The following is a 25,566-nucleotide window of genomic DNA, read 5'->3' on the forward strand; positions in this document are numbered from 1 at the left end:
GACGGCGCATGATGAAAGCATTCTCTCTTGAAGGTCGGACAGCATTGGTGACAGGTTCTTCGCAAGGCATCGGTCTGGCCCTGGCCGGCGGTCTGAACGCCGCTGGCGCAAATGTTCTCTGCCACGGTCTGACTGAAAGGCCGTCAGGTTTTCCAGCCTGGGCCGGTTATCTTTCCTGCGACCTCTGTGCGCCAAACGCCCCCGCCGAGCTGCTGGCCGCCGCCTTTGTCCAGGCTCCTGGACTTGACACTCTCATCTGCAATGCGGGCAGTTTCTTCGACGTACCTTTTCTGGAAATGTCTCGCGAGCGCTGGGACAAAACCGTGCAGCTTAACATGGCTTCTGTCTTTTTCACCGTGCAGGCCTTTGCCCAACGCCTTGTGGCGGAGAAGCGCGGGGGCTGCGTTGTGATCACCTCTTCGACCAATGGCTTTCAGGCGGAGGCGGACTCCTGCGCCTATGACGCCAGCAAAGGCGCGCTGGTCATGCTCACGAAATCGCTCGCCGTGGCACTTGCGGATCATGGCATCCGAGTAAACGGCGTGGCGCCGGGCCTGATCAAAACGCCGCTGACCTCGCAGCTGCAGGATTCGCAGGTGCGGCACTACGAGAAAAAAATCCTCCTGGGCCGTCTCGGTGTGCCGGAGGATGTGGCAGGCGCCGCCGTATTTCTGTGCTCTGACGCGGCCAGCTATATCACTGGCGAGACCATCATCATTGACGGCGGTCTGACGACGTGGCAGATCGGCCGGAGGTGAGCAATCCCGTCATCAGGGTGATCAAGGTGCCAAGCAGGCTGAACCAGATGAAGGAGACCACCGTCGCCGGTTTGGCGGTGGTGAAAGCTCCGTTTTGATAAAGATACAGCGCCAGCAGCGCTACAAATCCCACGATGCAGCCAATCAGCGCACCGCGTGTGGTGGCCTTCTGTGTAAACATTCCCAGGAAGAACAGTCCGAGCAACGGCCCGCCTACAAGGCCCATGACCGTGTTCACAGACTCCACCAGATTCCCGGACATCACGGACACCGCGAAAGCCAGACCCACCACGATGATGCCATAGATCACGGTGATCAAGCGGGCGTTGCCTACTTGCTGCACATTGGATTCCACGCGGCCGATCTCGAGGCGTTGCTTGAAATCCACCACTGTGGCTGAAGCCATGGAATTCAGCCCGGCGGATATCGTGGACATGCTGGCCGCATAAATCGCCGCAATGAGAAGTCCCGGCAACCCTGCGGGCAGTTGCGTCACGACGAAGTAGGGCAGGATTTGATCTTCTTTGGCGATCAGTCCTGCGGCCAGCGGGTCTCCATGCGTTTTATAAAACGCATAGAGCACCAATCCCGTGCCGTAGAAAAGCACCAGCACCGGCAGAAGCAGCAGGAGCTTGATCCAGAGAGACTGCTGCGCCTCCCGCAGGCTCCCGGCGCTCAGGTAGCGCTGCACAGACACCTGGTCGGTCGCCATCTGCACCAGATGAAGGAACGCTGCCGCGAGCAGTACCGACCAGAAATTCACCCGCTCGGTCATGCTGAAGGAGAAGCTTAAATCCATGAGTCCGTCTGACACCGCGGTATGCCACACGCCACCGAGCCCACCCGGGATCTTTCCGGCCGCGACCATCATGATGGTGAGCTGTCCTCCAAACAGCACGATCAGTTGCAGCACATCCGTCCAGATCACGGCCCTCATTCCGCCGAGTGCGGTGTAAATCGTCGTCAGTGCTCCGCTCGCCAGAATGGTGATCCACAGCGGTATGCCCGTGACTTTTTCCAGCGCCAGTGCAGGCGCGTACGTCGCCGCTGCCAGCCAGAGTGCCACGCGGAAAATGAAGAAGCCGGAAGCCAGCAGCCGGACGGAAAGCGAAAAGCGCTCTTCCAGAAACTGGTAGGCGGTAAAAAAGCGCGACTGGTAAAACTTCGGCAGCATGAACACCGCCGCGAACGGTGTGGCGATGAAAAAAGCCAGCATCACGTAGCCGAAGTCGAAGCCGTTCTTGTACACATCCGCAGGTCCGGAGAGGTAGCTGATGCCTGAAAACAGCGCCGCCAAAATCGACATGCCCACCAGCGTGCTGTTCATGCCTCGGCCCGCCAGGAAGTAGTCTCCGAGTGATTTCGAACCCCGTGCCGAAAGCAGTCCCACCCCAACCGAAGCGCTGAGGTAAACGCCGAAGATTGTGTAGTCGAGCCAGGAAAAGTGAGTCATGAGAAGCGGCGTCAGCAAAGTATAACGCACCGAACTCAAGGTGTTTCTGGTCTGTTTGTTGAACCACGGCATTCAAAAGAAGAAATGCCCCCGGTTTGACGGTACTAGAGATCATGAAATCTGCTGCCCTGGCACTCCTCTGCTCCACGCTCTTTGCTTCATTGGCAGGCCGCCTCCAGGCTGCAGACTGGGAACCCCTCCCGCCGCTGCCGGAACCAAACGGAGGATTTGTCTGCTGCACCGCCGCTGGTAAGATCTCCATCCTCGGCGGCACCAACTGGAACGGAGGTGTCAAGAACTGGCTGAAAGCGTTCCACGAATGTGACCCGTCGGTCATGCGCTGGACTCATGTACGAGACCTTGTCTCGCCGGTTGCGTATGGATTAAGTGTTCAAAATGAACCAGCGGTCGAATTTCTTGGCGGCAGCGATGGCAAGGCGCCCATCCGCAAACTGCTGGTCGTAAATCCAGTGGAAACCATCGCCTTGGAGGGACTGGAACTGCCATCCGCTGTCGTATTGTCAGCCGGTGGCATGGTGGGAGAAAACATTGTTTTTGCGGGCGGAACAGACGACGCGGCTAATATCTCCGGCGTCACCAACAAGACTTTTGAAATCACCAGGGAGGGGGTGCGGGAGCGCGCAGTGTATCCAGGCAAACCTTTTGCTGTGGCTGCCTCCGCCGTGGTGGGAGATGAACTGTTCGTATTCGGCGGAATGAACTACGTTGAGTCCACGAAGGACGTGGTGAATTCGGCCGAAGCCCATGCCTTCTCGCCAGCAAAAAACGCATGGCGAAAACTGCAGCCCCTTCCTGCCGCCGCTCGTGGCATGTCTGCCGTGGCTCTGGACGCGCAGCACATCTACCTCGCTGGCGGTTATACCAGCGACTTCACGGCGGATGCGCTGATCTACGATGTGAAATCAGACAAATACATCAAGGCAAAGCCGCTGCCTTACGCCGCCATGGTCGCCTTGGTAAAGCTCGATGGCTTTCTTTATTGCCTCGGCGGCGAAGACAGGAAGCAGTCGCGCACCAACAAGTTCTTTCGCATTCCGCTCAAGGATTTGCGCTGATTCATTGGACCTGCCCCGTCCGTTTGGCTGCACGATAGGTTTCGATGCGTTGTTTCGACTCGGGCGTCAGCCGGTCCAGTTGCAGATCAAACGTCTGCCCGTCTTCGCGTTGGATCATCACGGTGTCTTTGGTGAGTGTCAGCACCTTGGCGCGGATAGTTTTTCCATCGGTGCTTTGCAGCTCAATCATCTCGCTCACGGCCTTGCTTTCAGGCAAAGCAGTGGTGGGTTTCTGCAGGACTGTCCGGGCAGGCACTGGAGCCTTGAAAACAGGCGTGCCATGGGCATCGGCCGATGCTGCGTCTTGAGTGAAATACATCCACGCAAAAATAGCGCTGCCGCAAAGCACGATCACCTGAAACACGATCTTCAGCCGCGAGCCTTCTATCGCAGCATCGGCCGCAGGCATACGTTCGTCCGGCGGTGCCGGAGGATACAGCTTCGGATGCAGTTTGTGCTTGGCTGCCTCCCAGGCGTTCTGATGCGCGTTGCCGGCAGGCCCTTCAAACACAGCCTTGATCAGGTTGCTCGCTCCACCCCGTGTCGGAGGTGCCGGTATCTTGAGAAACTCCAGGACCGCTTTCTGTTTCGGCAGTATCGGCTCTTCGCGCCAGGCTTCTCCCGAATGGTTTGCGGTTGCCTTGGGCGGGCTGTCCATGGTTGGTCGGTGTTGGGTGTCTCGCTTCGCTGGCCCTCGCTTGTCTAGGGGCTGACCCGCATCTTCTGAAACGGAACGCTCTCGCACACCGCGAGGATGATGTCCTGCATGCGGTTGCCGGAGGCTTTGGCTTTGCGCTGGATTTCTTCCACCGTGGGCTTGTCAGAATATTCGAGCCCGCGTCCCAGGGCGTAAATGAGAAGGTTGTCGGCCAGGTTTTTCACAAACTGGTCGCTCATGTCGCGCACGAGAATGCTGCGCAGTTCGGCCAGGTTGGCAAAGGTCTGTCCTCGCACCAGCGAGCCGGAGGCGTCGATGGGCTGTTTTTTTTCTTCATCGCGCCAGCGACCGATGGCGTCGTAATTTTCAAACGCAAATCCCATTGGGTCCAGGAAGGCATGGCACCCGGCGCACGAGGCATTGCTTCGGTGCTCTGCAAACTGCTGCCGCAGCGTCATCTTGCCAAACTGCTGCTTCCTTTCATCCAGCGGCGGCACACCGCCCGGTGCCGGTGGCGGCGGCGTGCCGAGGATGTTCTCCAGCAGGTATTTGCCACGCTTCACGGGAGAAGTTCGCGTGGGCGTCGAGGTCAGCGTGAGAATGCTGCCCTGTGTAAGAATGCCGCCGCGGGGCGTGCCCTGCAGAGAGACCTTTTGAAACTTCTCTCCCTTCACACCCTGCAGTCCGTAAAACTTCGCCAGCTTCTCATTCACAAACGTGTAGTCCGCATTGAGGAATTCAATCACGCTCAGGTTGTCGCGCAGAATATGGTCAAAGAACGTCTGCGACTCCTTCTTCATCGAGTAGCCCAGTCCGCCCTTCCACTCAGGAAAGCGCCTCTGGTCCACATCCACGATGTCCATGTCCCGCAGTTGCAGCCACTGCCCGGCGAAGTCGTCCGTCAGACTGTAGGCGCGATAGTCGGCGATCATCCGCTTCACCTCAGACGCCAGATTTTTGCGCAGTTCGCCTTTGGCCGCCAGTTGCAGCAGCTTGTCATCGGGCGGTGCGGACCAAAGGAAGTAAGAGAGCCGCGAGGCCAGGCTGTGTTCATCGATCAAAGCCACGCCGTTTTGTGACGCTCCCACCGGCGTGGGAGAGCCGCGGTAGAGAAATCCAGGAGACATCAGCATGCCGCGCAGCACATACCCCATCGCATCCAGCGGCGGCAGATTCTCCTTCAGCCCCAGATCCGCGATGCCGCGCCACTTGGTTTTTTCCACCTCGCTCATCGGGCGGCGGAAAAGCCGCTGGCCCAGCTTGTCCACGAGGCCGTGCATGTCGGCCACCGCAATGCCGCCAGGCTGGTTCACCGGCCCTTCCACCGTCAGCTGGTGCAGCCAGAAGTTGCGGTCGTCTTTCGTTTTCTCATCGTAATAATCATTTAGAAACCACACCTGGATTTCGTGCTTGCCCGCAGGCAGTTCGACTTCCGCACTGAACCACTGCGGCGTCTGGTTTTTGGCGGTGATGGAAAACGAGCCTGCATTCTTCCCGCCAATGCGCACGTCAAACTTCGCCGGTTCCGTTCCGGCCTGCTGCGCGCCTGCCTTGATGATCAGGCGATACTTGCCCGCCATCGTCAGATCGATGTGATGCTTTACGTAGCCGTTCATCGCCAGCTCAATCGTGCCCGTGTCGCGGTGGGCATTCCCCTCGCCGTTTTCGAAATCCTCACCGCTCAGCTTCATCGCAGGCAGGCCTGCAGGTTTACCATCCAGCAGCCACTGCACCAGACGGGTGCCGCGCGGCGGCAGCAGTCCGTCAGGGCCTTCCACATCGATTTTGTCCAGCGCCAGATTGCGGTCGCGCTTGTCTGGATCTGGATTCTGCGGATCGGCAAAATCATTGAGGAACTTCACCACGATCTTATGTTCACCGCTTTTGAGCGGGATTGTTTGCTGGATGGTCTGCCAAGGGCCGTTGGCACCGCGATAGGGCGCCGTCACGTCAAAAGTGCCGAGATCCTTGTCATCCACCAGCAGCGCCACTTTCGCCGCATCCGGTCCGGCCTGGGTCGCGGACAGGCGAAATTTCAGCAGATAGTTGCCGCTCGCGGGCGCGGTGAATTTAGTCGCGGCATCCGCATTGCTGTGGAACCAGCGCACCCCATCCCACTCCTTGGTCTCGCCTTTCTGGTTCCAGAATTTCTTCGCTCCCAGCTCCAGGTCCAGCCGCTCCACATCGGAGGTGTCCATCGCCTTTTCCGCCACGGCATTGGCCGCGCGGATGTACTTTTCCATCAGCATCGGGGAGATGCTCAGCACATCACCGATGTTGTCGAATCCGTAGCCAGTGTCATCGGGCGGAAACTCATTGGCCGGTTTCATGTCCACCAGCAGCAGATCGCGCACCGTGTTGTTGTACTCCGTTCGGTTCAGGCGCCGGTAGGTGATGTGTCCAGGATCAATCTTCTGCGGATCAAAATAAAACACCGTGTCATCGATCCATGCCACGATCTCATCGCGTTCGTTGAGCGGCGGCTTCTCCTTTTTCTCCGGCGGCATCACATGCGTCACGAGCTGCTGACGTGCATGGTCCCACAGCACCTTGTCGCCGATGAGCTTCGAATATTCGGGGTACTCATCCAGCGCAAAGTCTCCTTTGTCCGTTCCATCGCCGTGGCAATCGTAGCAGTATTTTTGCAGCAGGGGCAGGATGCGCTTGTTGTAGGCTTCCTGGCCGCGCTCGGCGGCGGTCAGCAGGCAGGGAAGGGCAAGTGTGGACGCGAAAAGGAATCGACGAAGCATGAAAGGGGAATAGGGGGGTATTCTTGAATACGCTCCCAAAGTGGCAGGGATTTCGCCGAAACCAACGACGCATTGTGCGCGATTTGCGGTTGCGTGCGCGCGGGCATGCGCTGATGAAACGCGCCAGTTTTTACTCATGTCCCAATCCGCACTCGAAGCCGGCAAAGCCTTCCTAGCCGAAAACGCCAAAAAAGAAGGCATCACCACCACCGCCAGCGGTCTGCAGTATCAGGTGCTCATCCCCGGCACCGGCAAAAGCCCGAAGGCAAAGGACACCGTCGTGGTCAACTACCGTGGCACCCTGCTCAATGGCGTCGAGTTCGACAGCTCCTACCTCGCCGGGCGTGAACCTGCCGAGTTCCCCCTCAAACGCGTCATCAAAGGCTGGACCGAAGGCCTGCAACTCATGCAGGAGGGGGCGAAATTCCGCTTCTTCATTCCTTCCGAACTTGCCTACGGCAAACGTGGCGCGGGCATTGACATCGGTCCCAATGAAACCCTCATCTTTGAAGTCGAACTGCTGAAAGTCTGGGAGGACTAAGCGCGATTTGCTCTGTCCATGAACCAAATCGACCTCAAGGACAGAGTTGCCATCGTTACCGGCGGCGCACGCGGAATCGGCTACGCCATTGCAGAACGCCAGTTGCGCTCGGGCGCTGGCGTCTGCCTCTGGGACATCGACGCCGCCGCACTCGAGACCGCCAGGGCCGAACTCTCGCCCCTCGGCAAAGTTCATACCGCCACCGTGGACCTCACCAGCATCTCCTCCGTGGAGAGCGCCACCGCCTCCACCATCGGCGCCTTTGGCAGGATCGACATCCTCGTCAACAATGCAGGCATCGCCGGCACCAACGCCAAAGTCTGGGAAACCGACCCCGCCGAATGGCAGCGCGTCATGGCCATCAATTTGAACGGCCCCTTCCACTGCTGCCACGCCGTTGTCCCGCACATGCTCAAGGGTGGTTACGGCCGCATCGTCAACATCGCTTCCATTGCTGGCAAAGAAGGCAATCCCAATGCCGCTCATTACAGCGCCTCCAAGGCGGGCGTCGTCGCCCTGACCAAATCTCTCGGCAAAGAACTCGCCACCAGCGGCATCATCGTCAATGCCGTCACCCCGGCGGTCATCGAAACCGATATCCTCAAGCAGCTCACCCAGCAGCACGTGGACTACATGCTCTCCAAAATCCCGATGAACCGCTTCGGCAAAAAGGAGGAAGCCGCCGCCCTCGTCGCCTGGCTCTCCTCCGAAGACTGCTCCTTCACCACCGGTGCCGTCTTCGATCTCTCCGGCGGTCGTGCCACGTATTGATCAGTTTGGACTCCGCATCGCGTACTCTGCGCATGTCCTTGATTTCCGAAGAAAACGCCAGGCCCGGCTCGCGCGACTGGCAGCTCTCCCGCATGCGCCTTGACAAAAACGAAGGCATCCGCACTTCGTTCATTGAAGGCTACTGCTCGCGCCAGTCTGTGAAAGCAGGCGAAGTGCTGGACATCTTCGTCAGCACCCGCCCTACCGCACGCTTCAAGCTCGAAATCTTCCGCACCGGCTACTACGGCGGCTGCGGCGCGCGATTGATGGCGGAGTACGGCCCCTTCGAAGGCAAAGAGCAGTCCGTACCCGAAGTCGGAGCCAGCCGCCTGCGCGAGTGCCGCTGGGAAAAGACTGCCAGCATCACCATTCCTCAGGACTGGCTCAGCGGCGTTTACCTTGGCCGGTTCACCACGCTTCCCGCATCACCCGACGAGCCCTACTGGCAGAGCTACATCGTTTTCATCGTCAAAGACGACCGCAAGGCCGACGTTCTCCTCCAGTGCAGCGACAACACCTGGCAGGCTTACAACCGCTGGCCGGACACCTTCTCACTCTACGATGACGGCGTCAGCCCCGGCATGGTAAGCCCGCCCGGCATCGACATCAGCTTTGATCGTCCCTACGGCAAGTATCGTCAGATCTACGAAAACCCCCAGTCCGTGGGCAGCGGCGAGTGGCTCTGCTTTGAGTTTCCCATGGCCTACTGGCTGGAGCAGCACGGCTACGATGTGAGCTACTGCTCCAACAGCGACATGCTCACTCCCGAGCGCGGCCTCAAATGCAAAGCCTGGATCAGCGCTGGCCATGATGAATACTGGGACGTACGTCAGTATCACAGCGCCATGGCCATGCGCGATGCAGGCGTGAATCTGCTCTTCCTCTCCGGCAACTCCGTCTGCTGGGTCAGCCCCTTTCGCGATTCTTCCACCGGCAAGCCAAACCGCATCCTCACACGTGACGCACCCTATGGCGGCCTTGCGCGGCAGAAGAAGTTCGATGAGCTCAAAAAGTTCGTGGGCCACACCACCGGCCCCGATGAAGGCCTGCTCATGGGCGCCATCAATGTCATACCTGTGAATGGCGGAGGGGACTGGATCTGCACGCAGCCTGGTCACTGGCTCTTCGAAGGCACCGGCATGAAAAAGGGCGACTCCATTCCCGGCATGGTCGGCTGGGAATATCACGGCGATCCCGCCAAGATCTCCGGCCTCGAAGTCATCGCCGGTGGCACTGCCTGGCAGGGCGGCGTAAATCCCCAGCAATGGACCGCCACCATCTATCCCGGGCCTAAAAACAACTTCGTCTTCAACGCCGCCACCATCTGGTGGGCACAAGGCCTCAGCAAACCTCCCGGCCACATGCCCGTCTGGAGCCATTACTCCCGCCCCCACGGCCCCGACTCCCGCGTCCAGCGTATCACCGAAAATCTGCTCAAACGCGCACTTGGAGGATAGCCGTCCCGGCTGTCCATGGAGGTCAGGCATCCTGCCTGACTCTGGCGGCGCAAGCTTCCCTCACGCCAAAATCGCCTTCGCAACCTCTCCGCTCACATCCGTCAGGCGGAAATTTCTTCCCGCATACCGATACGTCAGCCGTTCATGGTTGATCCCCAGCAAATGCAGCACCGTCGCATGCAGATCATGCGTGCCGATGATCCCCGTCTCCGCTGTGTTCCCCATCTCATTCGTGCTGCCATAAGCAAAACCGCCTTTCACCCCGCCGCCAGCCATCCACATCGTGTAGCCGCCGCCGTTGTGGCCGCGTCCATTGTACGGCTCATTGTCATACCCGCTCCCACGCCCAAACTCACCGCCCCAGATGATGAGCGTATCCTTCAGCATGTCCCGCTGCTTCAGGTCCGCGATCAGTCCTGCGATCGGCTTGTCAATCGACGTGCACTGCCTTGCCAGATTGTCGCGCAGCCCGTTGTGATGATCCCATCCCGGTGAAGTGAGCTGGATAAATCGCACACCCTTTTCCGCCATCCGCCGCGCCATCAGGCACTGCGTTCCGAAGCGCTCCGTACTCCCATCATCAAGACCATACAGTTCACGAATGTGCTGCGGTTCCTTGTCCAGATCCAGCACCTCCGGCACGCTCGTCTGCATCTTGTACGCCAGCTCATAACTCTGGATGATGCCCTCGATCTCCGGATTCCCCGGATCACCGCTCAGCATCTTGCGATTCGCCTTTTGGATAAACTCAATCTGCTTCCGCTGCTGCGCGTCGCTCAGCTTCCCATTGCTCAAATCCGGCACACCACCACCACCGGTGCTCAGCCGCGTACCTTGAAACGTCGCAGGCAGAAAAGCCGAGCCATAGTTCATCGCGCCGCCGTTGTCCGCCGCCGGGTTGATCGTTACAAACCCAGGAAGATCCTCCGCCTCCGTCCCCAGCCCATACACAATCCACGCCCCCATGGAAGGCCTCACAAACGTCTCGCTGCCGATGTGCAGCGCCACCGTCGCCATCTGGTGCGCATTCGTGCGCGTCTGCATTCCATTCAGCAGGCACAGGTCATCCGCATGCTTCGCCAGTTCCGGAAAAGCATCGGAAATCATGAGGCCGCTTTTGCCACGCGGCTTGAACTCAAACACACTTCCCATGTACTTCTGTACCTTGTTCGCCTCCGCCTTCGCCAGCTCCGGCTTGTAATCAAAAGTGTCCAGGTGGCTCGGTCCGCCCTGCATGAACATAAAGATCACCCGCTTGGCCTTCCCGGGAAAATGGGGTGCCTTCGGCGCCAGCGGATTGATCGTCTTCGGCGGCGCCGCAGCACCCGCCCACTGCTGATGCAACGCATTAAACGCCAGCCAGCCGAAGCCTGTGCTGGTGGATTGGAGGATGGAGCGGCGGTTGATCATGGCAGGTGTTTAAGATGAAGCTAAAAATGACGGATTAAAACACATACCTGAACTCCGCCGTCCCCAGCAGCGCCTGCACCAGAGATGCCAGCCCAAGTTCGCGCTTCAAAGCCTCCGCGTCGCTCAGTTCATCGCTGGCAGGCTCCCGGTTCAAAACCAGTCGGTAAACAGCCTTCACGTCGTTCTTGGCTTGTTCGGCAATTTCTCCTGCCATCTCTTCCACCATCGCGTTGTTCATAAAAAACAAAGCCTGCGGAGCCACCGTCGTCACATCCCGCTGTCCCTTGATCTGCGTTGGTCCAGGAAAATCAAAGGTGCTGAAAAGCTCCGGCACATTGTCCCGCACCACCGGCAGATAGATCGTGCGATACGGCTCCTCAATCCCCAGCAAACCACGCGTCAGCCCATGCCGCCCTTTGCCGCCGGTGCCCGCCACCTGGATGCCCTCCGGCCGGCCCAGCGTCAGCTTCCCGGCCAGTTGCATCAGCGTGTCGCGCAGCGGTTCCAGCTCCAGCCGTTTCGCATTCATCCTCCACCGCAGTTTGTTCCCAGCATCCGGGTGTTCAGGATTTCCAGTGCTCGCCAGCCGGTACGTCCGGCTCAGCATCATCGTACGCACCATCTTCTTCACCGACCATCCGCCTTCCACAAACCGGATCGCCAGATGATCCAGCAGTTCAGGATGCGTCGGATCGCTCCCCGTGATGCCAAAATCATCCACCGTCCGCACAATCCCTTCGCCCATCAAATGCTGCCAGATGCGGTTCACCGCCACACGGGAGGTGAGGGGATGCGTCGGCTGCGTCATCCACTGCGCCAGTTCCAGCCTTCCGGACGACTTTGCCGGAATCTTCGGCAGCGGCGGCAGGGCAGGCATGCCGAGTTTTCCACGATCCGGCGCCGCCTTGCGGTCATGCGGATCTCCACCCACCGCAAGCTCGCAGTCCTGGATCTCACCATCAATCACCCCCATGCAGAAATGCGGATCCACATCATAGCGGATCGTCGTCTTCGGATTTCCCAGCGCACGAATGTCATCCATCGAGTGAATTCCCTCTGGCAGCTTCTGCGGCGGTCCTATCGCCTCATCCAGCTTCGTCGGCAGATCCACCAGCATCTCCGGATCCACATAGCCCGAGCCGTTCATGTCACTGCGATTCGCTTGTCCCGGCAGCGTCCGGCTGCTGTAAAAGATCCCCGCCAGCGCATAATAATCCTTCTGGCTCACCGGCTCCGTTTTGTGGTCATGACATCGCGCACAGCTCAGTGTCAGCCCCATGAACGCACGCGATACCACATCGATCTGATCATCCACCTGATCGAGTACGAACTGCTCATAGTCTCCCTCCTGCAGATTCACGCTGCCCAGTGCCAGCATGCCCGTCCCCACAATCTGGTCGCGCTTCTGCAGCACCGTGGTAGCCGACAGCAAATCTCCTGCAATCTGCTCCGCCACAAACCGGTTGTACGGCTTGTCCGCATTCAGAGAATCAATCACCCAGTCGCGATACTTCCACGCGTATGTAAACGGCGCATTCCACACCCGCCCCACGCTGTCCGCATACCGCACCACATCCAGCCAGTGTCTCGCCCAGCGTTCACCAAAGCGCTCCGACTGCAAAAACGCATCCACCACCTTCGCAAACGCCACATCATCAGAGGCCGCATCCCGCACAAACCGCTCCACCTCCTCCTGAGTCGGAGGCAGTCCCCGCAGGTCAAACGACGCCCGTCGGATCAGCGTCTGCCGCGATGCATCACCGATCGGGTGCAGATTCTCTTTCTCCAGCCGCGCCAGTATAAACCGGTCAATGTCATCCTTCGGCCACGCCGCATCCTTCACCGCTGGCGCCGGATACCGCACGATTCTCTGATAAGACCACGGCGTCGCATTCTCATACTTCTCAGCCGCCGCCAAAGGAAAACACATTCCAAAAACAAACTGCATCACTAGTAATGAATTCTTCATGGCTCGGAACATTAGTGAATATTAGTGTTCGATTAGTGGTTGAAAAAATCAGTGCGCTTTATCGCTTCGCCTTCAGCCACGCGCACAGCGCCTTCACACCCTGCACAAAGTCCAGGCTGTAAATCACACCGCCCGCCGGGCTCGTTTTTTTCCCGTTCGCATCACGCATCCATCCGCGCTCAGCATCCGTCGCAGCCCACGAGCCATCCGCCTTCTGCTCCTTCAAAATCGCCGCAATATCCGCCTCCGTCGGTGGCGAGGACCATCGCTCCTTCTCCACTCGAGGAAATACCACAGGCTCTCCGCGCCCGATCTTCTGCCGAAAACTCTCCAGCGCATCCAGCTCGCTGTCCCATTTCCACCCGTAGTTAGACGAAGCCTTCTTGTCCGAATACGTCAGCACAAATCCCTTCCCCCCCTCGCCCCGCTCAAAGTACAGCGGCTTGTTGGTCTTCAATTCATAGTACCTCGCGATCCTCCCATCTGGCAGCAGGGACTTCCGCAGATACGCAATCGCACGCGGCAGCGGCGCCAGATACTTCTTGTCTCCGCTCGCCGCCGCCAGTTTCAGCAGCGCCCACATCGCCGACTGGCTTTCGCGTCCGCACAGCGCACTCGGCTCAAAGGCCCGGCTCCAGGAGGGATGCATCTCCGCATCATACTGCTGCGCCCACGCTGGCTGTGGATCCGGCATCTGAGCGGTCACCAGAAAATCGCCTCCACGCTTTGCCGCCTCCAGATACTTCGCATCTCCCCGCAGTTGCCACGCCAGCAGCAGCGTGCTCATCAGTGTCGCATGCGTGTTGTCGTTCAGTACATAGCATCCGGTGAAATCCTTCGGCCAGGTCCGCGGCCAATCCGCAGGATAGTTCGCAGCCTTGACCGGATACATCGCCACCGGCGGCGGCGAGCTGGGCCACGTCTCCCAGTTCGCACTCCACCCGCCCGCCGGATACTGCGTCGCCATGATGGCGCTCAGCGCAAAATCCGCCGCCTCCTTGATCTCCGCATCCTTCCCACCCAGCGCGTGATTCACCCTTACCAGCAGTCGCGTCGCAGCCTGCGACACATCATCATCAAAGGTCGAGTAGTTGTTCTTGTTCTGGTGCCGTTTCCACACATGCCAGCCACCTTCGCCTTGAGGCATCTTTTTGCGCTCGATGAGCTTTCCAGTCTCATCACGCCGATAAAGCTGCGATCCACGGTTCTTCGCATCAAAATGCCCCGAGTAATCCCACCCGCCTGAGCAAAGCTGAGTCCTCGTCACCGCATGCGCCGCCTCCACCGCTGCGGCCAGGCACTTCTCATCCTTCGTCGCCTCATACGCATCCAGCATCGCCATGCCCACCGCAGGCGTCCCCGGCGGCTGAATCCAGATCGTGTCCGCACCCGGAATGCCCTCTGCCTCGCGCAAAGTGAAGTCGGCGCTGTAACGGTACACATAGCCGCCGTGTGCCGCCGCATGAGAATGATAAAAGGATACCGCCTTCGTGACCGCCGCGGTGATCTCCTGCGGCGTCGCAGCATTCGCAAGCGGCGAAAAAGCGAGTGCCGAGATCAGAATGACTGATGATTTCCTCATAATGAGAAGAGTTGGGGCTGCAAAGAAGGGGCCGGATCAAAATCAAGAGCCGTGCCGTGGTTGTACTGGAAGTGTGATTCCAGTGCTGGTGAGAAGAGATCGTTTAGAACTTGTGATCCGTGTCTGGCTTGAGACTCATGCCACATGCAGGGCTTTGAAGATGCGCTCTATGGGAGGCAGAGCATAGTGTGCGGCTACATCACTCCGCCTGAATCCCCACGTTCTTGTTACCGTTGTCGCGCACGGCATCCACCGTGTTGTTCATCGCGCTCATCGGCACATCGCCTTCGCCGATTACGATAATCTTGGCGCCTGCATGCTCGGGAAGAAACGTGCTCAGGTGTCCGCGCAGGCGGTTCATGGCCACCTCTTCATCTCCCACCATCACAGCCTCGCCTTTCTTGATCACCCGAAGAGTGATGGCCTTTTCAGATCCCGTGGCCTTGTCGCCATCACGGGCACCGGTCTTCTTTCCGCCTTCACCGTCGCGCATGCCGGTCTTGCTGCCACCTTCGCCATCACGGGCACCGGTCTTCTTTCCGCCTTCACCATCACGCATGCCGGTCTTGCTGCCACCTTCGCCATCACGGGCACCGGTCTTCTTTCCGCCTTCACCGTCACGCATGCCGGTCTTGCTGCCACCTTCGCCATCGCGGGCACCGGTTTTCTTTCCGCCTTCACCGTCACGCATGCCGGTCTTGCTGCCACCTTCGCCATCACGGGCACCGGTCTTCTTTCCGCCTTCACCATCACGCATGCCGGTCTTGCTGCCACCTTCGCCATCGCGCGTCCCCGGCTTTTTGGAGCCGCCATCACCTTCACGCATTCCCGGCTTCTTGCTGCCGCCATCGCCATCACCGCTCTTTTTGGTGCCCGTTGCAGCACCTTCTTCTCCTGGCGCGGCCTTGCCTTGCTCGGCAGCGGGCGCTCTGGCACCATCCCGGCTCCTCTCTTTCGCAGGCACTTCCTTTTCAGCCGCGCGGGCCGTGGTGAATGAGTAGCAGACGAGTGCGCTGAGCGTGACGGCGAGCATCAGTTGCAGTACAGGCTGGCGGGCGGTTGGGTGGGCGATCATGTGAATGCGTTGGCGCAGGGTAGGGTGGTTGCGCACACATGGGGCCAACCCTGCCATGGCCGGAGGTGCGATAAAGCTTTCTTGAATCCTCAGAAGCGTGTGTCCGTAGTCGATCCGCTCCGTGGGCGAGAGCATCTCCAGCGCGCCCGCATCGCAGCGCAGTTCGCGGTCCGCCTGAAAGCGCGACACCACAAACCATACCAGCGGATTGAACCAATGCAGCGCCTGCACTGCTGTGGCCACCCAGTTCCAGATCAGGTCATGCTGCTTCACATGCAGCAGTTCATGCAGCAGCACATGTCTCAGACTGTGCTCGTCAAAGCGCGCATCCCAGTCTTCGGGAAGCAGAATGCAGGGCTGCGAAATGCCCACGATGGCAGGCGTGGTGCCCGCCGGCATCAGAAGCACTCGCACAGGCTGGCGAATGCCCGCCTTCTGTGACAGGCTGGCCACCAGGGCACGCAGCAGCGCAGCCGTCGCTGCCGGACGTTTTTGCAGTACACGATTGAAACGATGCTGACGATACAACGCCGCCGCAATGACCAGCGCCGCTCCTGCCACCCACAACATGAGCATCAGGGTAAATGCGGACGGCATTTTCACAGGGGCAGCAGATCCATGGGCTGCAGTTATAGTATCAAGGCTTCCAGTCTCAGCGGCCTTCACCGCCGCCATCGCCACTATAGGCTGGGCCGCTGGTGTTTGAATGAGGGGGGCTGCTTCCTGCTGCTGAAACCATCCTCCCAGCCCAAACCCCGCTGGAATAAAAGCAGGCAGCATCAGTTTCGCTCCCACCAGCATCCACAAACCGATCCGCCACGCAGGACTCAGCCGCGTTCCCAGCATCAGCCGCAGCCCCAGCACCGCCAGGATGAGGAGGCTCGCTTCCAGCGAAGTGCGCAGAAGCCAGTGCAGGAGGGTGTCAGCATTCATGGAGGTGCTACTTTTTAAGTTTCTTTTCGGCCTGACTCAGCACTTCACGCAGCGCGGCCAGGTCATCTTGCGTGACTTCTTCACGATCCATCAGTCCCGCTACAAAGGGGGCCAGTCGGCCGTTGAACACGCGGTCCAGGAAGCTCCGGCTTTCCTCATGCTGGCACTGGTCCTGGGCCACCGCAGGTGTGTAGCGAAACTCCCGCCCCACCGCTTCCACCGCCAGCGCCCCTTTGTCCGCCAGTCGGCGGATCAGACTCTGCACCGTGCGCGGCTTCCAGTGCAGCCGTCCCTCCAGTTCCTTCACCACCTCCGCCAGCGTGCTCGTGCCACGATGCCAGAACACATTCATCACCGTCCATTCGGCGTCGGAGATCTTCGGGGCGGGGGGAGTGGGAGTGCGGCGTGCCATGTTAGGATTACAAACGTGATCCGAGGATTACGCATGTAATCCGAAACGGCAAGAACTTTTTTTCAAGTGGTCTTTCCAGTGCGAGGAATTCGAAGAATGGCTTGCCACTGCCCCATTCCGCAGCACAAAACACCATCACATGGAAAAACTCATCGTACACGGCGGCGCTCCGCTCAAAGGCCGCATCAATATCAGCGGCTCAAAGAACTCTTCGCTGCCCATTCTCGCGGCCACGCTCCTCACCAATGACACCTGCACCATCCGCCGTGTCCCTGATCTCAGCGACACCAACTACATGGTCCGCATCCTCGGTGAACTCGGTGCCGAGGTCGAGCGCGCCAGCGGCGTCGTCGTCGTCAAGGCAGAGAAGATCAAATCCGTCGCTCCTTACGATCTCGTCCGCAAAATGCGCGCCTCCATCTGCGTGCTCGGCCCGCTCACCGGTCGCTTGAAAGAGTGCACCGTCTCCCTTCCCGGCGGCTGTGTCATTGGCGATCGCCCTGTCGATCTGCACCTGAAAGGCCTCGAAGCCCTCGGTGCGCAGATCACCGTTGAAGGCGGCGACATCTACGTGAACGCCAAGAAAGGCTTTAAAGGCGGCCCCATGAATCTCATGGGCAAGCACGGCTCCACTGTCCTCGGCACCGACAATGTCATGATGGCCGCCGTCCTCGCCAAAGGCACCACCATCATCGAAGGCGCTGCCGCAGAACCTGAAGTCGAGGACCTCGCCAACTTCCTCATCAAAATGGGCGCAAAAATTGAAGGAGCAGGCACCAACCGCATCACCATCGAAGGCGTCAAGGAACTCCACGGCGCTGAGCACGTCGTCATCCCAGACCGCATCGAGGCCGGCACCTTCCTCGTCGCCGGAGCCATGCTTGGCGATGGCGTCACTCTCAAGCGCGTCATGCCCGAGCACATGAAAGCCGTCACCGATGCCATGATCAAATGCGGATTCCCCATCGACATCACCAAGGACAGCATCACCGTCAGGCCCAATCCTAACGCCAAAGGCTTCGACCTCACCACCCTCTGCTATCCCGGCTTCCCCACCGACATGCAGGCCCAGATGTGCGCCCTCGCCTGTGTCATCAATGACACCAGCACCATCACGGAGACCATCTTCCCCCAGCGCTTCATGCACTGCGCCGAGATGAAGCGCATGGGCGCCAATATCGATCTCCAGGGCGCCACCGCCCGCATCCGCGGCGGCAATGTCCTCAAAGGCGCCCCCGTCATGGCCTCTGATCTTCGCGCCTCCGCAGCCCTTGTCCTCGCCGGTCTCGTCGCCGAAGGCAAAACGGAGATCAACCGCCTCTATCACATCGACCGCGGCTACGAACACCTCGACGACAAACTCGCCGCCCTCGGCGCCCAGCTCGAGCGCGTTCAGGACAAGTAAGGCCCAACGATCAAGGAGTGTTCAAGAGGTCAAGGCAGAGCGTGCTCTGTTGAAGAACATTGCTTGTCCAAAGCGAGGCAAACAATCCATTGCGGCCGCAAACCTCCCGGAGCGTGGCAAACCGACTCGTGCAGTGGTCCGCACTCTCCGAGTGCGGCTTTGGGCAGCCGAAACACGCTGGGTGACCTTTCATGCCACGGAGCGGCGCCTCTCCACCTGCTCTCCTTCCGAAAGCGCGTAGCGCTGGCACAACCGTCGCCGTGGGTGCCAGCCCACGGAACCGCATCACCCACACCTCCCAAAGGTCGTGGAACCGCGTAGCGGTAGCACAAAACGCCGCCATACACTGGCCAGACTGCGCCAGCGATAGAGCGGCTTTTTCAAACACGGCCTGAGGCAGCGTGCCGTGTGTTCACAACGCATGGAGCTCCTCATTCATCTTAACCACGGGTGCGACGCTATAACGACATTTGGAAAATCCGAATTCCGGATTCTGTATCAGCGCCATGTCAGCGTCTCATCAGCGGTTCAAATCCGCTTCCTTTCCCCTCGGTATTCGACTCCGGTAAATCCGTGTGGCGGCGCCATGCAGTCACGTTTGAGACCATTCTCTGCTCCCTTTGCCTCTTTGCCCCTCTGCGGCAAAATCGAACATTCCTACGGCTTTCAAACCGATACGACACAACGCGTTTTGAGAACCGGTCTAAGTGACAGTGTTGGGAATCGGCATCTTTCCCCCTGCCGCAAAACCTGAAGAACCCAAATCAAAGTCTGAATGACTCACCTCCCCAGCCTGCGTTTACTCCCGCATGACCAACCGTCGCCGCTTCCTGCAGTCACTCTCCGCGCTCGCCGCCGCTCCCGCATTCGCGGCAGACGCGTCGCCGTGGAAGCTGAACTACATGCTCGCTTCCTCCATGTATGGAAATCTGCCGCTCGCAGAAATCCTCCCCGAAGTAACGAAAACCGGCGCCACCAGCATCGAGCTCTGGCCAAAAAAACACGCCACCCAGCGCGAAGAGATGGACACCATCGGCCACGACAAATTCGCCGGCATGCTCAAGTCCCACGGTCTCACCTTCGGCGGCACCACCCGTTATGATCTCGGGCCCTTCCGCCTTACCGATGAAATCCCCGTCGTGAAAAAACTCGGCGGCACCTTCATCGTCACAGGCGGGGCAGGGGACTACAAAGTTACCCCGGAAAAGCTCAAGCTGAACGTCAAAGCCTTCGTCGAAAAGATGAAGCCCCATGCCGCACTCGCCGCCGAAAACGGCGTCACCATCGGCATCGAAAACCACATCAACAACCTCATCGACACCCCTGACTCCCTTCGCTGGCTCGCCGATGACATCCGCACCATCCCTGGCATCGGCATCGCCCTCGCTCCTTATCATCTGCCGCAGGACACTGCCCTCATGGCAGATCTCATCAAGCACATCGACCAAAAGCTCACCCTCTTCTATGCCTGGGAGCACGGCATGGGCTGCTCCAAGCCCATGCCCAAAGACGAAGAACTCCAGCAGATGCCCGGCCGTGGCAAGCTCGACTGGAAGCCTCTGCTCCAGGCCCTCAAAGCCATCAAGTTCACCGGCCCCACCGAAGTCTTCATGCACCCCACTCCCCGCGGCATCCCCATCATGCCCACCGCCGCAGAGACCACGGCGGAAATCGTGAGAGCCAAACGGCATCTCGATAGCCTGATCAGCTGATGCCGCATTTATGATTTACGATTTATGATTTATGATTTGGCTTCGCCTAGATCGTAAACCGTGACAAAAATAGCCCCACTCAACTTTCCCCAGCCCATTCATCTCCCCCGCACTCTCAAAGTCCCCCACATCCGAAATCATAAATCATAAATCATAAATCATAAATCATAAATATGTCAGACGCCAAAGTCCTCATCATTGTCGGCGACGCCACCGAAACCGTTGACACCCTCTATCCCTTCTACCGCCTCATCGAAGGCGGCTACAAGCCCGTCGTCGCCGCACCGGAAAAGCGGAAATACCAGATGGTTCTGCATGAAATCAAGCCCGGCTGGACCATCACCAAAGAGTGGGAAGGCTACAGCATCGATGCCGACATCGCCTTCAAGGACATCAAGCCCGAAGAATACGTCGGCATCTTCTTCAGCGGCGGCCGCGCACCCGAGTACATCCGCGAAGACGCCGATCTTCTCCGCATCACCAAATGGTTCTGGGAGAATAAAAAGCCCTGCGCCAGCGTGTGCCACGGCGTCGAAATCCCCGCCCGTGCGGACATCGTCAAAGGCCTCCGCATGGCCACAGTCGCCAAGTGCAAGTTCGACCTCGAAATCTGCGGCGGCATCTACGTCAACGAACCCTGCGTGATCGATCAGCACATGTATTCCGGCCGCACCTACCACGACTCCGGCCACTTCGTTCTTCCTTGGATCAAAGCCCTCGACGAAGAGAAGAAGCGCATGGGCCTCTAACTCAGAATGTGTATGGCCGCAAAACGACGCAAAAACGCAAAATGAACACCTCAAAACTCTGGCCCCTTTTTGCGGCTTCTGCGTTTTTTTGCGGCCATCTCCAGGCCCATCCTCTCCAGGCAGAGCCCATCAACCACGCCTTCGTCTCTACCTTCGACCGGTTCAACATTCCGCAAGACCCGGACGAATCTCTCGTCAACGGCGGTCTCCTCCTCCTTGCCGAACTGAACTGCACTCAGTGCCATGCGGTCCCGAAATCATGGGAGGAGCGCCTCAAGCCCAAGCCCGGCCCGGATCTCAATGGCGTCGGCTCGCGTCTCGATCCCGATACTCTCTGGCTCTTCATCCGCAGCCCTCAGTCGCGCAAGAAAGGCACGCAAATGCCCGGACTCTTCCACGGAGCCGAGGGCGATGACGAAAAGGTCGAAGCCCTGGTGGAATATCTCTCCACCCTCAAAAGCTCGCCCGCTCCCATGCCTTCGGGCGATGCCGAGCGCGGCAAAGAGCTCTACCACAAAGTCGGCTGCATCGCCTGCCACGAGCCCGCCAAAGATGCGCGCCCGCCCAAAGTCGCCGCTGACGCCGAAGTGGAAAAACCCGGTGAGGCCTCCGTGCCCATCGCTCTCGCCGATGCCTACGACTTCCTCACACTTGCCAGTTTCCTCCAGAACCCGCTGCACTCCCGCCCCGCTGGCCGCATGCCAGACATGCGCCTCACCGCCCAGCAGTCCTCAGACATCGCCGCCTACCTCCACACCGGCCGCACCATCGAAAAAGCCACCACCCGCGCTGCCCTCAAGCTCCCAAAACAAAGCGCCGCCAAAGGCCGCGATGTCTTCCAGCAGATGAACTGTGTGGCATGCCACACCATCAGCTCCGTCGGGGCACCTTTCTCCCCAGTTTCTCCGCCGGTAAAAGCGATCGCCCCCAAACCGCTCAAAGATCTCGCACCAGCCAAAGGCTGCCTCGCTGAAAAACAACTCACCGGCACCCCACGCTACGACCTCAACGATCTCCAGAAACGCGCCCTCACTCTCGCACTGGCACTCATCCAAAAAGAAGATGCCCCCAAGCTCACCGCTCATGAAAAAGTGGACTGGCAGATGACTCGCCTCAACTGCTACGCGTGCCACGATCGCGATGGCAAAGGCGGCCCTGAAGATCCCCGTGCGCAGTATTTTGGCGTAAACGATCCCGGTGCCGAGTCCCTCGGTCACCTCGCCAATCTTCCGCCCAATCTCGACAAAGTCGGCCGCAAGCTCACCCGTGCCTGGTTCGAAAAAATCCTCTGGGGTCAGGACGGCAGCGTCCGCCCCTACATGGACACCCGCATGCCCAGCTTCGGTCGCGAGCAGACCGAAATGTTGATCCCTTCATTCAATGAAGCGGACGCCTTGGAAAAGCCATTCAAGATCGACGTCACCGGGCTCGCCAAACATCACCGCGCAGAACTCGGGCGCCAGCTCCTCGGTGCCAAAGGCCTCGCCTGCGTCGCCTGTCACGGCCTCAAAGATCGCAAATCACTTGGCCCGCCCGTCATCCGCCTCACCCACACCACCGAGCGCCTGCAGCCTGAATACTTTAAAGAACTCCTTCTCAATCCCCAGGTCACCCAGCCCGGCACCGTCATGCCGCCCATGTTCATCGGCCGCAAGACCGCCGACAAAGACATAGAGAGCATCTGGACCTATCTCCGCGAAGTCGAAGGCCAGCCCCTCCCCGAAGGCCTCATGTCCTCCGAAGATTTCGAGCTCAAGCCCGACCAGCAGAAGCGCGTCATCATCTTCCGCAGTTTCATCGAAGGTGCTGGCACCCACGCCATCGGCGTCGGTTTCCCCGGAGGCCTCAATGCCGCCTTCGATGCCAAAACCAGCCGCTGGGCAGTCATCTGGAAAGGCCGTTTCCTCGATGCCATGAGCAACTGGCAGGATCGCTCCATGCCGCCCATCAAGCCCCTCGGCACCGATGTGAAGCCAATGCCAGCATCGACCAGCGAACGCACCTACGGCGGCTACACGCTCGACAAAGCCGGCATCCCCACCTTCCGATATATCGAAAACGGCCAGCAAATCGAAGACACCCTACGCCCCGTCAAAGACGGCTTCGAGCACATCATAAAAACGAACGGCAAAGAAACCAAGGAAGTGCTGTCATGGTAAAATCAATCACAAAATGGCAGAGAACATCCATGAAAAAACTCTGCTCCCTCTGCCTCTCTGCCCCTCTGCGGCTAATCCTTGGTCTCCTGGCAGTCGCTTCGACATCCCGCGCCCAGGACCAGTCCGACTATTACCACATCGAAACCTACGCCTCTCCCCCAGGCGTCAATTTCGAAGCCAGCGGCATCGCCATCCTCCCCGACGGCAAACTCGCCGTCGGCCTCCGCAAAGGTGAAGTCTGGATCGCCCACAATCCCACCAATACCGCCAGCCCCGACTTCCATCTCTTCGCCACCGGCCTCCACGAGATCCTCGGCCTCGCCTGGCATGACGGAGCACTTTATACCACCCAGCGCTCCGAAGTCACCAAGCTCCGCGACACCGATGGCGACGGCAAAGCCGATGAATATCTCTGCGCCTCCACCGGCTGGGGCGTCTCCGGCGCCTATCACGAGTACGCCTACGGCCCCGTCTTCGACAAAGAAGGCAATCTCTACACCTCCCTCAATTCCAGCATGGGCAAAGCCTGGAAGGGCGCGGGCGAAGAAGCCACGCACCCCCTCTGGCGCGGCTGGGTCGTCCGCATGACGCCCTCCGGCAAGCTCGAGCCTTTTTGCGCCGGCTTCCGCAGTCCCTGCGGCATTGGCGAAAACGCCGAAGGCGACATCTTCATCACCGACCAGCAGGGCAACTGGATCCCCACCACCCCTCTCTTCCACGCCCGCAAAGGCGCTTACTTCTCCCACGCCGAATCCATCCCCGACGCCCAGCGCCCCGAGTCCCCGGTCAAAATCGCCACCAAGCAACCCGATGGCATCACCGTCGCCGAAGCCATGAAGACCGTCCAGGGATACACGCCCGCCGCCGTATGGCTCCCCTATGTGAAGATGGGCCAGAGCGGCACCGGCATCGCCTGCGATCTCAGCTCCGGCAAATTCGGCCCCTTTGAAAAACAAATGTTCCTCGGCGAATTCGTCCTCTCCGGCGTCAACCGCGTCTTCCTCGAAAAAGTGGGCGGCGAATACCAGGGCGCCTGCTTCCCCTTCATCGATGGCCTCCAGTGCGCCGCCCTCGCCCTCAATTTCCTCCCTGACGGCTCCCTCGTCGTCGGCCAGTCAAACCGCGGCTGGAACAGCAAAGGCAACCGCCCCTTCGGCCTCCAGCGCATCGTCTGGACAAAAAAGCCCCCTCTTGAAGTCCAAAAAATGGAGCTCGCCAAATCCGGCTTCCGCTTCACCTTCACCCTCCCCTTGGACCAGAAAACCCTCACCACCCTCACCGGCAAAAGCTATACCTACCCCTTCCAGAGCAAATACGGCGGCGAAGAGCTCGACACCCAGCCTCTCTCCATCCAAAGCGCCACCCTCAGCCCCGACTTACTCACCCTCGAAGTCAAATGCTCCGAACTCCGCCCCGGCTACGTCCACGAGTTCGAACTCCCCCAGCTTAAAGCCAAAGACGGCACCCCGCTCTGGCACCGCATGGCCTACTACACGGTGAACAAGCTAAAGTAGTCTAGAGCTTTAGCTCGCTCTGGAAAAGTACTCGTGAGCTTTATCGCACTCTGTAAAGCGCACCACTCCATCCAGTCCGCCCTTCCCACTCCCGCGCCTATCCTCCCCAAAAAAGACATCGCTTTTACCCACCCACCTCAGGTAAAAGCACGGCATGAATTTTCTCAAATTCCTGCCGCCATGCCTGGCGCTGCTCCTCCTCGGCACGCCACTGCTCTCCCAGGAAGAAGCGCCCCGCATCCGCATGACCTACCATGGCAGGGAAGTCCACTTTCCTCAGGATCCACGCCAGTTCAAAGGCTGGCGCCATTACGGCCAAAACACCCCTCTGTGGGAAGTTTCCGCCGAGCTCCCCAAGGACGTCTTCACCTTCGCCCGCCTGAGCTACCCCCATCGCCGTGGCGGCCGCTGGACCGCAGACTACCCCGAGGCCGATCTCAATTTCTCCTTCCGCCTCCACCAGCTCACCTCCGTCCAGGTCAGCCCCTTTCCCGTCATCCTCGACATCGACGCCGAGCGTCTCCGCCACCATCCCTTCCTCTACGTCTCAGAGCCCGGCCACATGGATCTCACCACCGCGCAGGCCCGCATTCTCCGCGACTACATGCTCAATGGCGGCTTCATCATGATCGACGACTTCTGGGGCAACGATGAATGGAAAGGCTTCGAGCCCATCTTCAAAAAAATCTGGCCCGACCGCGGCTACACAGAGCTCCAGCCCGACCACCCCATCTTCCACTGCGTTTACGATCTCCCCACACCACCCCAGATCCATAGCAACGTTTACTGGCAGGAAATGAACCAGCATGGCAAAACAAACATGCACAACGAGATCCGCCCCGAATCCGCCACCCCTCACTTCCGCGCCGTCTTTGATGATCGCCACCGCATGGTCATGCTCATCTGCCTCAACAACGACCTCGGCGACGGCTGGGAGCAGGAGCAAAGCGATCCCTGGTACTTCACCCACGTCTCCGAAAAACACGCCTACCCCCTCGGCATCAACATCGTCTTCTACGCCCTCACTCATTAGCTCAGTGAATCCATTTTCAATCCGATAGACGATAGCGCTGCCAAAACGGTTCTCCCTCTCCCCGCCATAAAACACGGAGAAATCGACGGCATTTCTTCGGGGAGAGGGTTGGGGTGAGGGGCGGGCGGAAACCCTTCACTAGCATGAGG

Annotated in this window: 19 protein-coding genes; 11 read left to right on the forward strand and 8 right to left on the reverse strand. The window is 59.3% G+C overall.

The features are described from left to right. Window positions 1-8: 8 nt before the first annotated feature. Window positions 9-758 (forward strand): SDR family NAD(P)-dependent oxidoreductase, encoded by a 750-nt coding sequence (locus ACILSR_RS21390; RefSeq protein WP_395751832.1) that lies wholly within the window; start codon window positions 9-11, stop codon window positions 756-758. On the opposite strand, the gene ACILSR_RS21395 is transcribed toward ACILSR_RS21390, so the two are convergent. Further along, window positions 715-2,211: a sodium:solute symporter family transporter gene (locus tag ACILSR_RS21395; protein WP_395751833.1), complete on the reverse strand. Its 1,497-nt coding sequence runs from the start codon at window positions 2,209-2,211 to the stop codon at window positions 715-717. The genes ACILSR_RS21390 and ACILSR_RS21395 overlap by 44 nt on opposite strands. 113 nt (window positions 2,212-2,324) lie before the next feature. Here ACILSR_RS21395 and ACILSR_RS21400 point away from each other — a divergent pair, with 113 nt between their 5' ends. Beyond that, a complete protein-coding gene (locus tag ACILSR_RS21400; protein ID WP_395751834.1) occupies window positions 2,325-3,287 on the forward strand; it encodes a Kelch repeat-containing protein in 963 nt (320 codons plus the stop codon). A gap of 1 nt (window position 3,288) precedes the next feature. On the opposite strand, the gene ACILSR_RS21405 is transcribed toward ACILSR_RS21400, so the two are convergent. Together ACILSR_RS21405 and ACILSR_RS21410 are read right to left on the reverse strand one after the other, a co-directional pair. Beyond that, a complete protein-coding gene (locus ACILSR_RS21405) occupies window positions 3,289-3,945 on the reverse strand; it encodes a hypothetical protein (protein WP_395751835.1) in 657 nt (218 codons plus the stop codon). Window positions 3,946-3,989: 44 nt separating this feature from the next. Continuing rightward, a complete protein-coding gene (locus tag ACILSR_RS21410; RefSeq protein ID WP_395751836.1) occupies window positions 3,990-6,695 on the reverse strand; it encodes a DUF1592 domain-containing protein in 2,706 nt (901 codons plus the stop codon). Between the two features lie 136 nt (window positions 6,696-6,831). Between ACILSR_RS21410 and ACILSR_RS21415 the strand changes: the two genes are divergently transcribed. Genes ACILSR_RS21415 through ACILSR_RS21425 form a run of 3 tightly spaced genes read left to right on the forward strand, consistent with a single transcriptional unit; the run spans window position 6,832 to window position 9,464 of the window. Then, window positions 6,832-7,236, forward strand: a complete 405-nt coding sequence (locus tag ACILSR_RS21415; RefSeq protein ID WP_395751837.1) for an FKBP-type peptidyl-prolyl cis-trans isomerase — start codon at window positions 6,832-6,834, stop codon at window positions 7,234-7,236. Between the two features lie 18 nt (window positions 7,237-7,254). Beyond that, window positions 7,255-8,007 carry an SDR family NAD(P)-dependent oxidoreductase gene (locus tag ACILSR_RS21420; RefSeq protein ID WP_395751838.1) on the forward strand — a complete coding sequence of 251 codons (753 nt, stop codon included), beginning with the start codon at window positions 7,255-7,257 and terminating at the stop codon, window positions 8,005-8,007. Window positions 8,008-8,039: 32 nt separating this feature from the next. Then, window positions 8,040-9,464, forward strand: a complete 1,425-nt coding sequence (locus tag ACILSR_RS21425) for a N,N-dimethylformamidase beta subunit family domain-containing protein (RefSeq protein ID WP_395751839.1) — start codon at window positions 8,040-8,042, stop codon at window positions 9,462-9,464. A gap of 60 nt (window positions 9,465-9,524) precedes the next feature. Here the strand turns inward: ACILSR_RS21425 and ACILSR_RS21430 are convergent, their stop codons facing one another. The 5 genes from ACILSR_RS21430 to ACILSR_RS21450 form a co-directional block, all read right to left on the reverse strand. After that, a complete protein-coding gene (locus ACILSR_RS21430) occupies window positions 9,525-10,874 on the reverse strand; it encodes a DUF1501 domain-containing protein (protein WP_395751840.1) in 1,350 nt (449 codons plus the stop codon). A gap of 34 nt (window positions 10,875-10,908) precedes the next feature. Beyond that, window positions 10,909-12,804 (reverse strand): DUF1549 and DUF1553 domain-containing protein, encoded by a 1,896-nt coding sequence (locus ACILSR_RS21435; RefSeq protein ID WP_395751841.1) that lies wholly within the window; start codon window positions 12,802-12,804, stop codon window positions 10,909-10,911. Window positions 12,805-12,901: 97 nt separating this feature from the next. Further along, window positions 12,902-14,425: a polysaccharide lyase gene (locus ACILSR_RS21440; RefSeq protein WP_395751842.1), complete on the reverse strand. Its 1,524-nt coding sequence runs from the start codon at window positions 14,423-14,425 to the stop codon at window positions 12,902-12,904. Between the two features lie 199 nt (window positions 14,426-14,624). Next, on the reverse strand, window positions 14,625-16,433 hold the full coding sequence (locus tag ACILSR_RS21445; RefSeq protein ID WP_395751843.1) for a M56 family metallopeptidase: 1,809 nt from the start codon (window positions 16,431-16,433) through the stop codon (window positions 14,625-14,627). 7 nt (window positions 16,434-16,440) lie between these two features. Further along, complete coding sequence (locus ACILSR_RS21450) at window positions 16,441-16,845, reverse strand: BlaI/MecI/CopY family transcriptional regulator (protein WP_395751844.1); 405 nt, start codon at window positions 16,843-16,845, stop codon at window positions 16,441-16,443. 139 nt (window positions 16,846-16,984) lie between these two features. Between ACILSR_RS21450 and murA the strand changes: the two genes are divergently transcribed. The 6 genes from murA to ACILSR_RS21480 all read left to right on the forward strand — a co-directional run bounded on the left by murA (window position 16,985) and on the right by ACILSR_RS21480 (window position 25,417). Continuing rightward, a complete protein-coding gene (gene murA, locus ACILSR_RS21455; RefSeq protein WP_395751845.1) occupies window positions 16,985-18,250 on the forward strand; it encodes a UDP-N-acetylglucosamine 1-carboxyvinyltransferase in 1,266 nt (421 codons plus the stop codon). 809 nt (window positions 18,251-19,059) lie between these two features. Further along, on the forward strand, window positions 19,060-19,962 hold the full coding sequence (locus ACILSR_RS21460; protein WP_395751846.1) for a sugar phosphate isomerase/epimerase family protein: 903 nt from the start codon (window positions 19,060-19,062) through the stop codon (window positions 19,960-19,962). A 173-nt stretch (window positions 19,963-20,135) separates the two neighbouring features. Continuing rightward, window positions 20,136-20,711: a DJ-1/PfpI family protein gene (locus tag ACILSR_RS21465; protein WP_395751847.1), complete on the forward strand. Its 576-nt coding sequence runs from the start codon at window positions 20,136-20,138 to the stop codon at window positions 20,709-20,711. A gap of 41 nt (window positions 20,712-20,752) precedes the next feature. Beyond that, window positions 20,753-22,870, forward strand: a complete 2,118-nt coding sequence (locus ACILSR_RS21470) for a c-type cytochrome (protein WP_395751848.1) — start codon at window positions 20,753-20,755, stop codon at window positions 22,868-22,870. A 29-nt stretch (window positions 22,871-22,899) separates the two neighbouring features. After that, entirely contained in the window at window positions 22,900-24,384 is a 1,485-nt protein-coding gene (locus tag ACILSR_RS21475) for a hypothetical protein (RefSeq protein ID WP_395751849.1), read from the forward strand. Between the two features lie 154 nt (window positions 24,385-24,538). Next, window positions 24,539-25,417: a DUF4159 domain-containing protein gene (locus tag ACILSR_RS21480; RefSeq protein ID WP_395751850.1), complete on the forward strand. Its 879-nt coding sequence runs from the start codon at window positions 24,539-24,541 to the stop codon at window positions 25,415-25,417. The last annotated feature ends 149 nt before the right edge of the window (window positions 25,418-25,566 follow it).

The sequence above is a fragment of the Prosthecobacter sp. genome (assembly GCF_044222565.1).
In the GTDB taxonomy this organism is placed as follows: domain Bacteria; phylum Verrucomicrobiota; class Verrucomicrobiia; order Verrucomicrobiales; family Verrucomicrobiaceae; genus Prosthecobacter.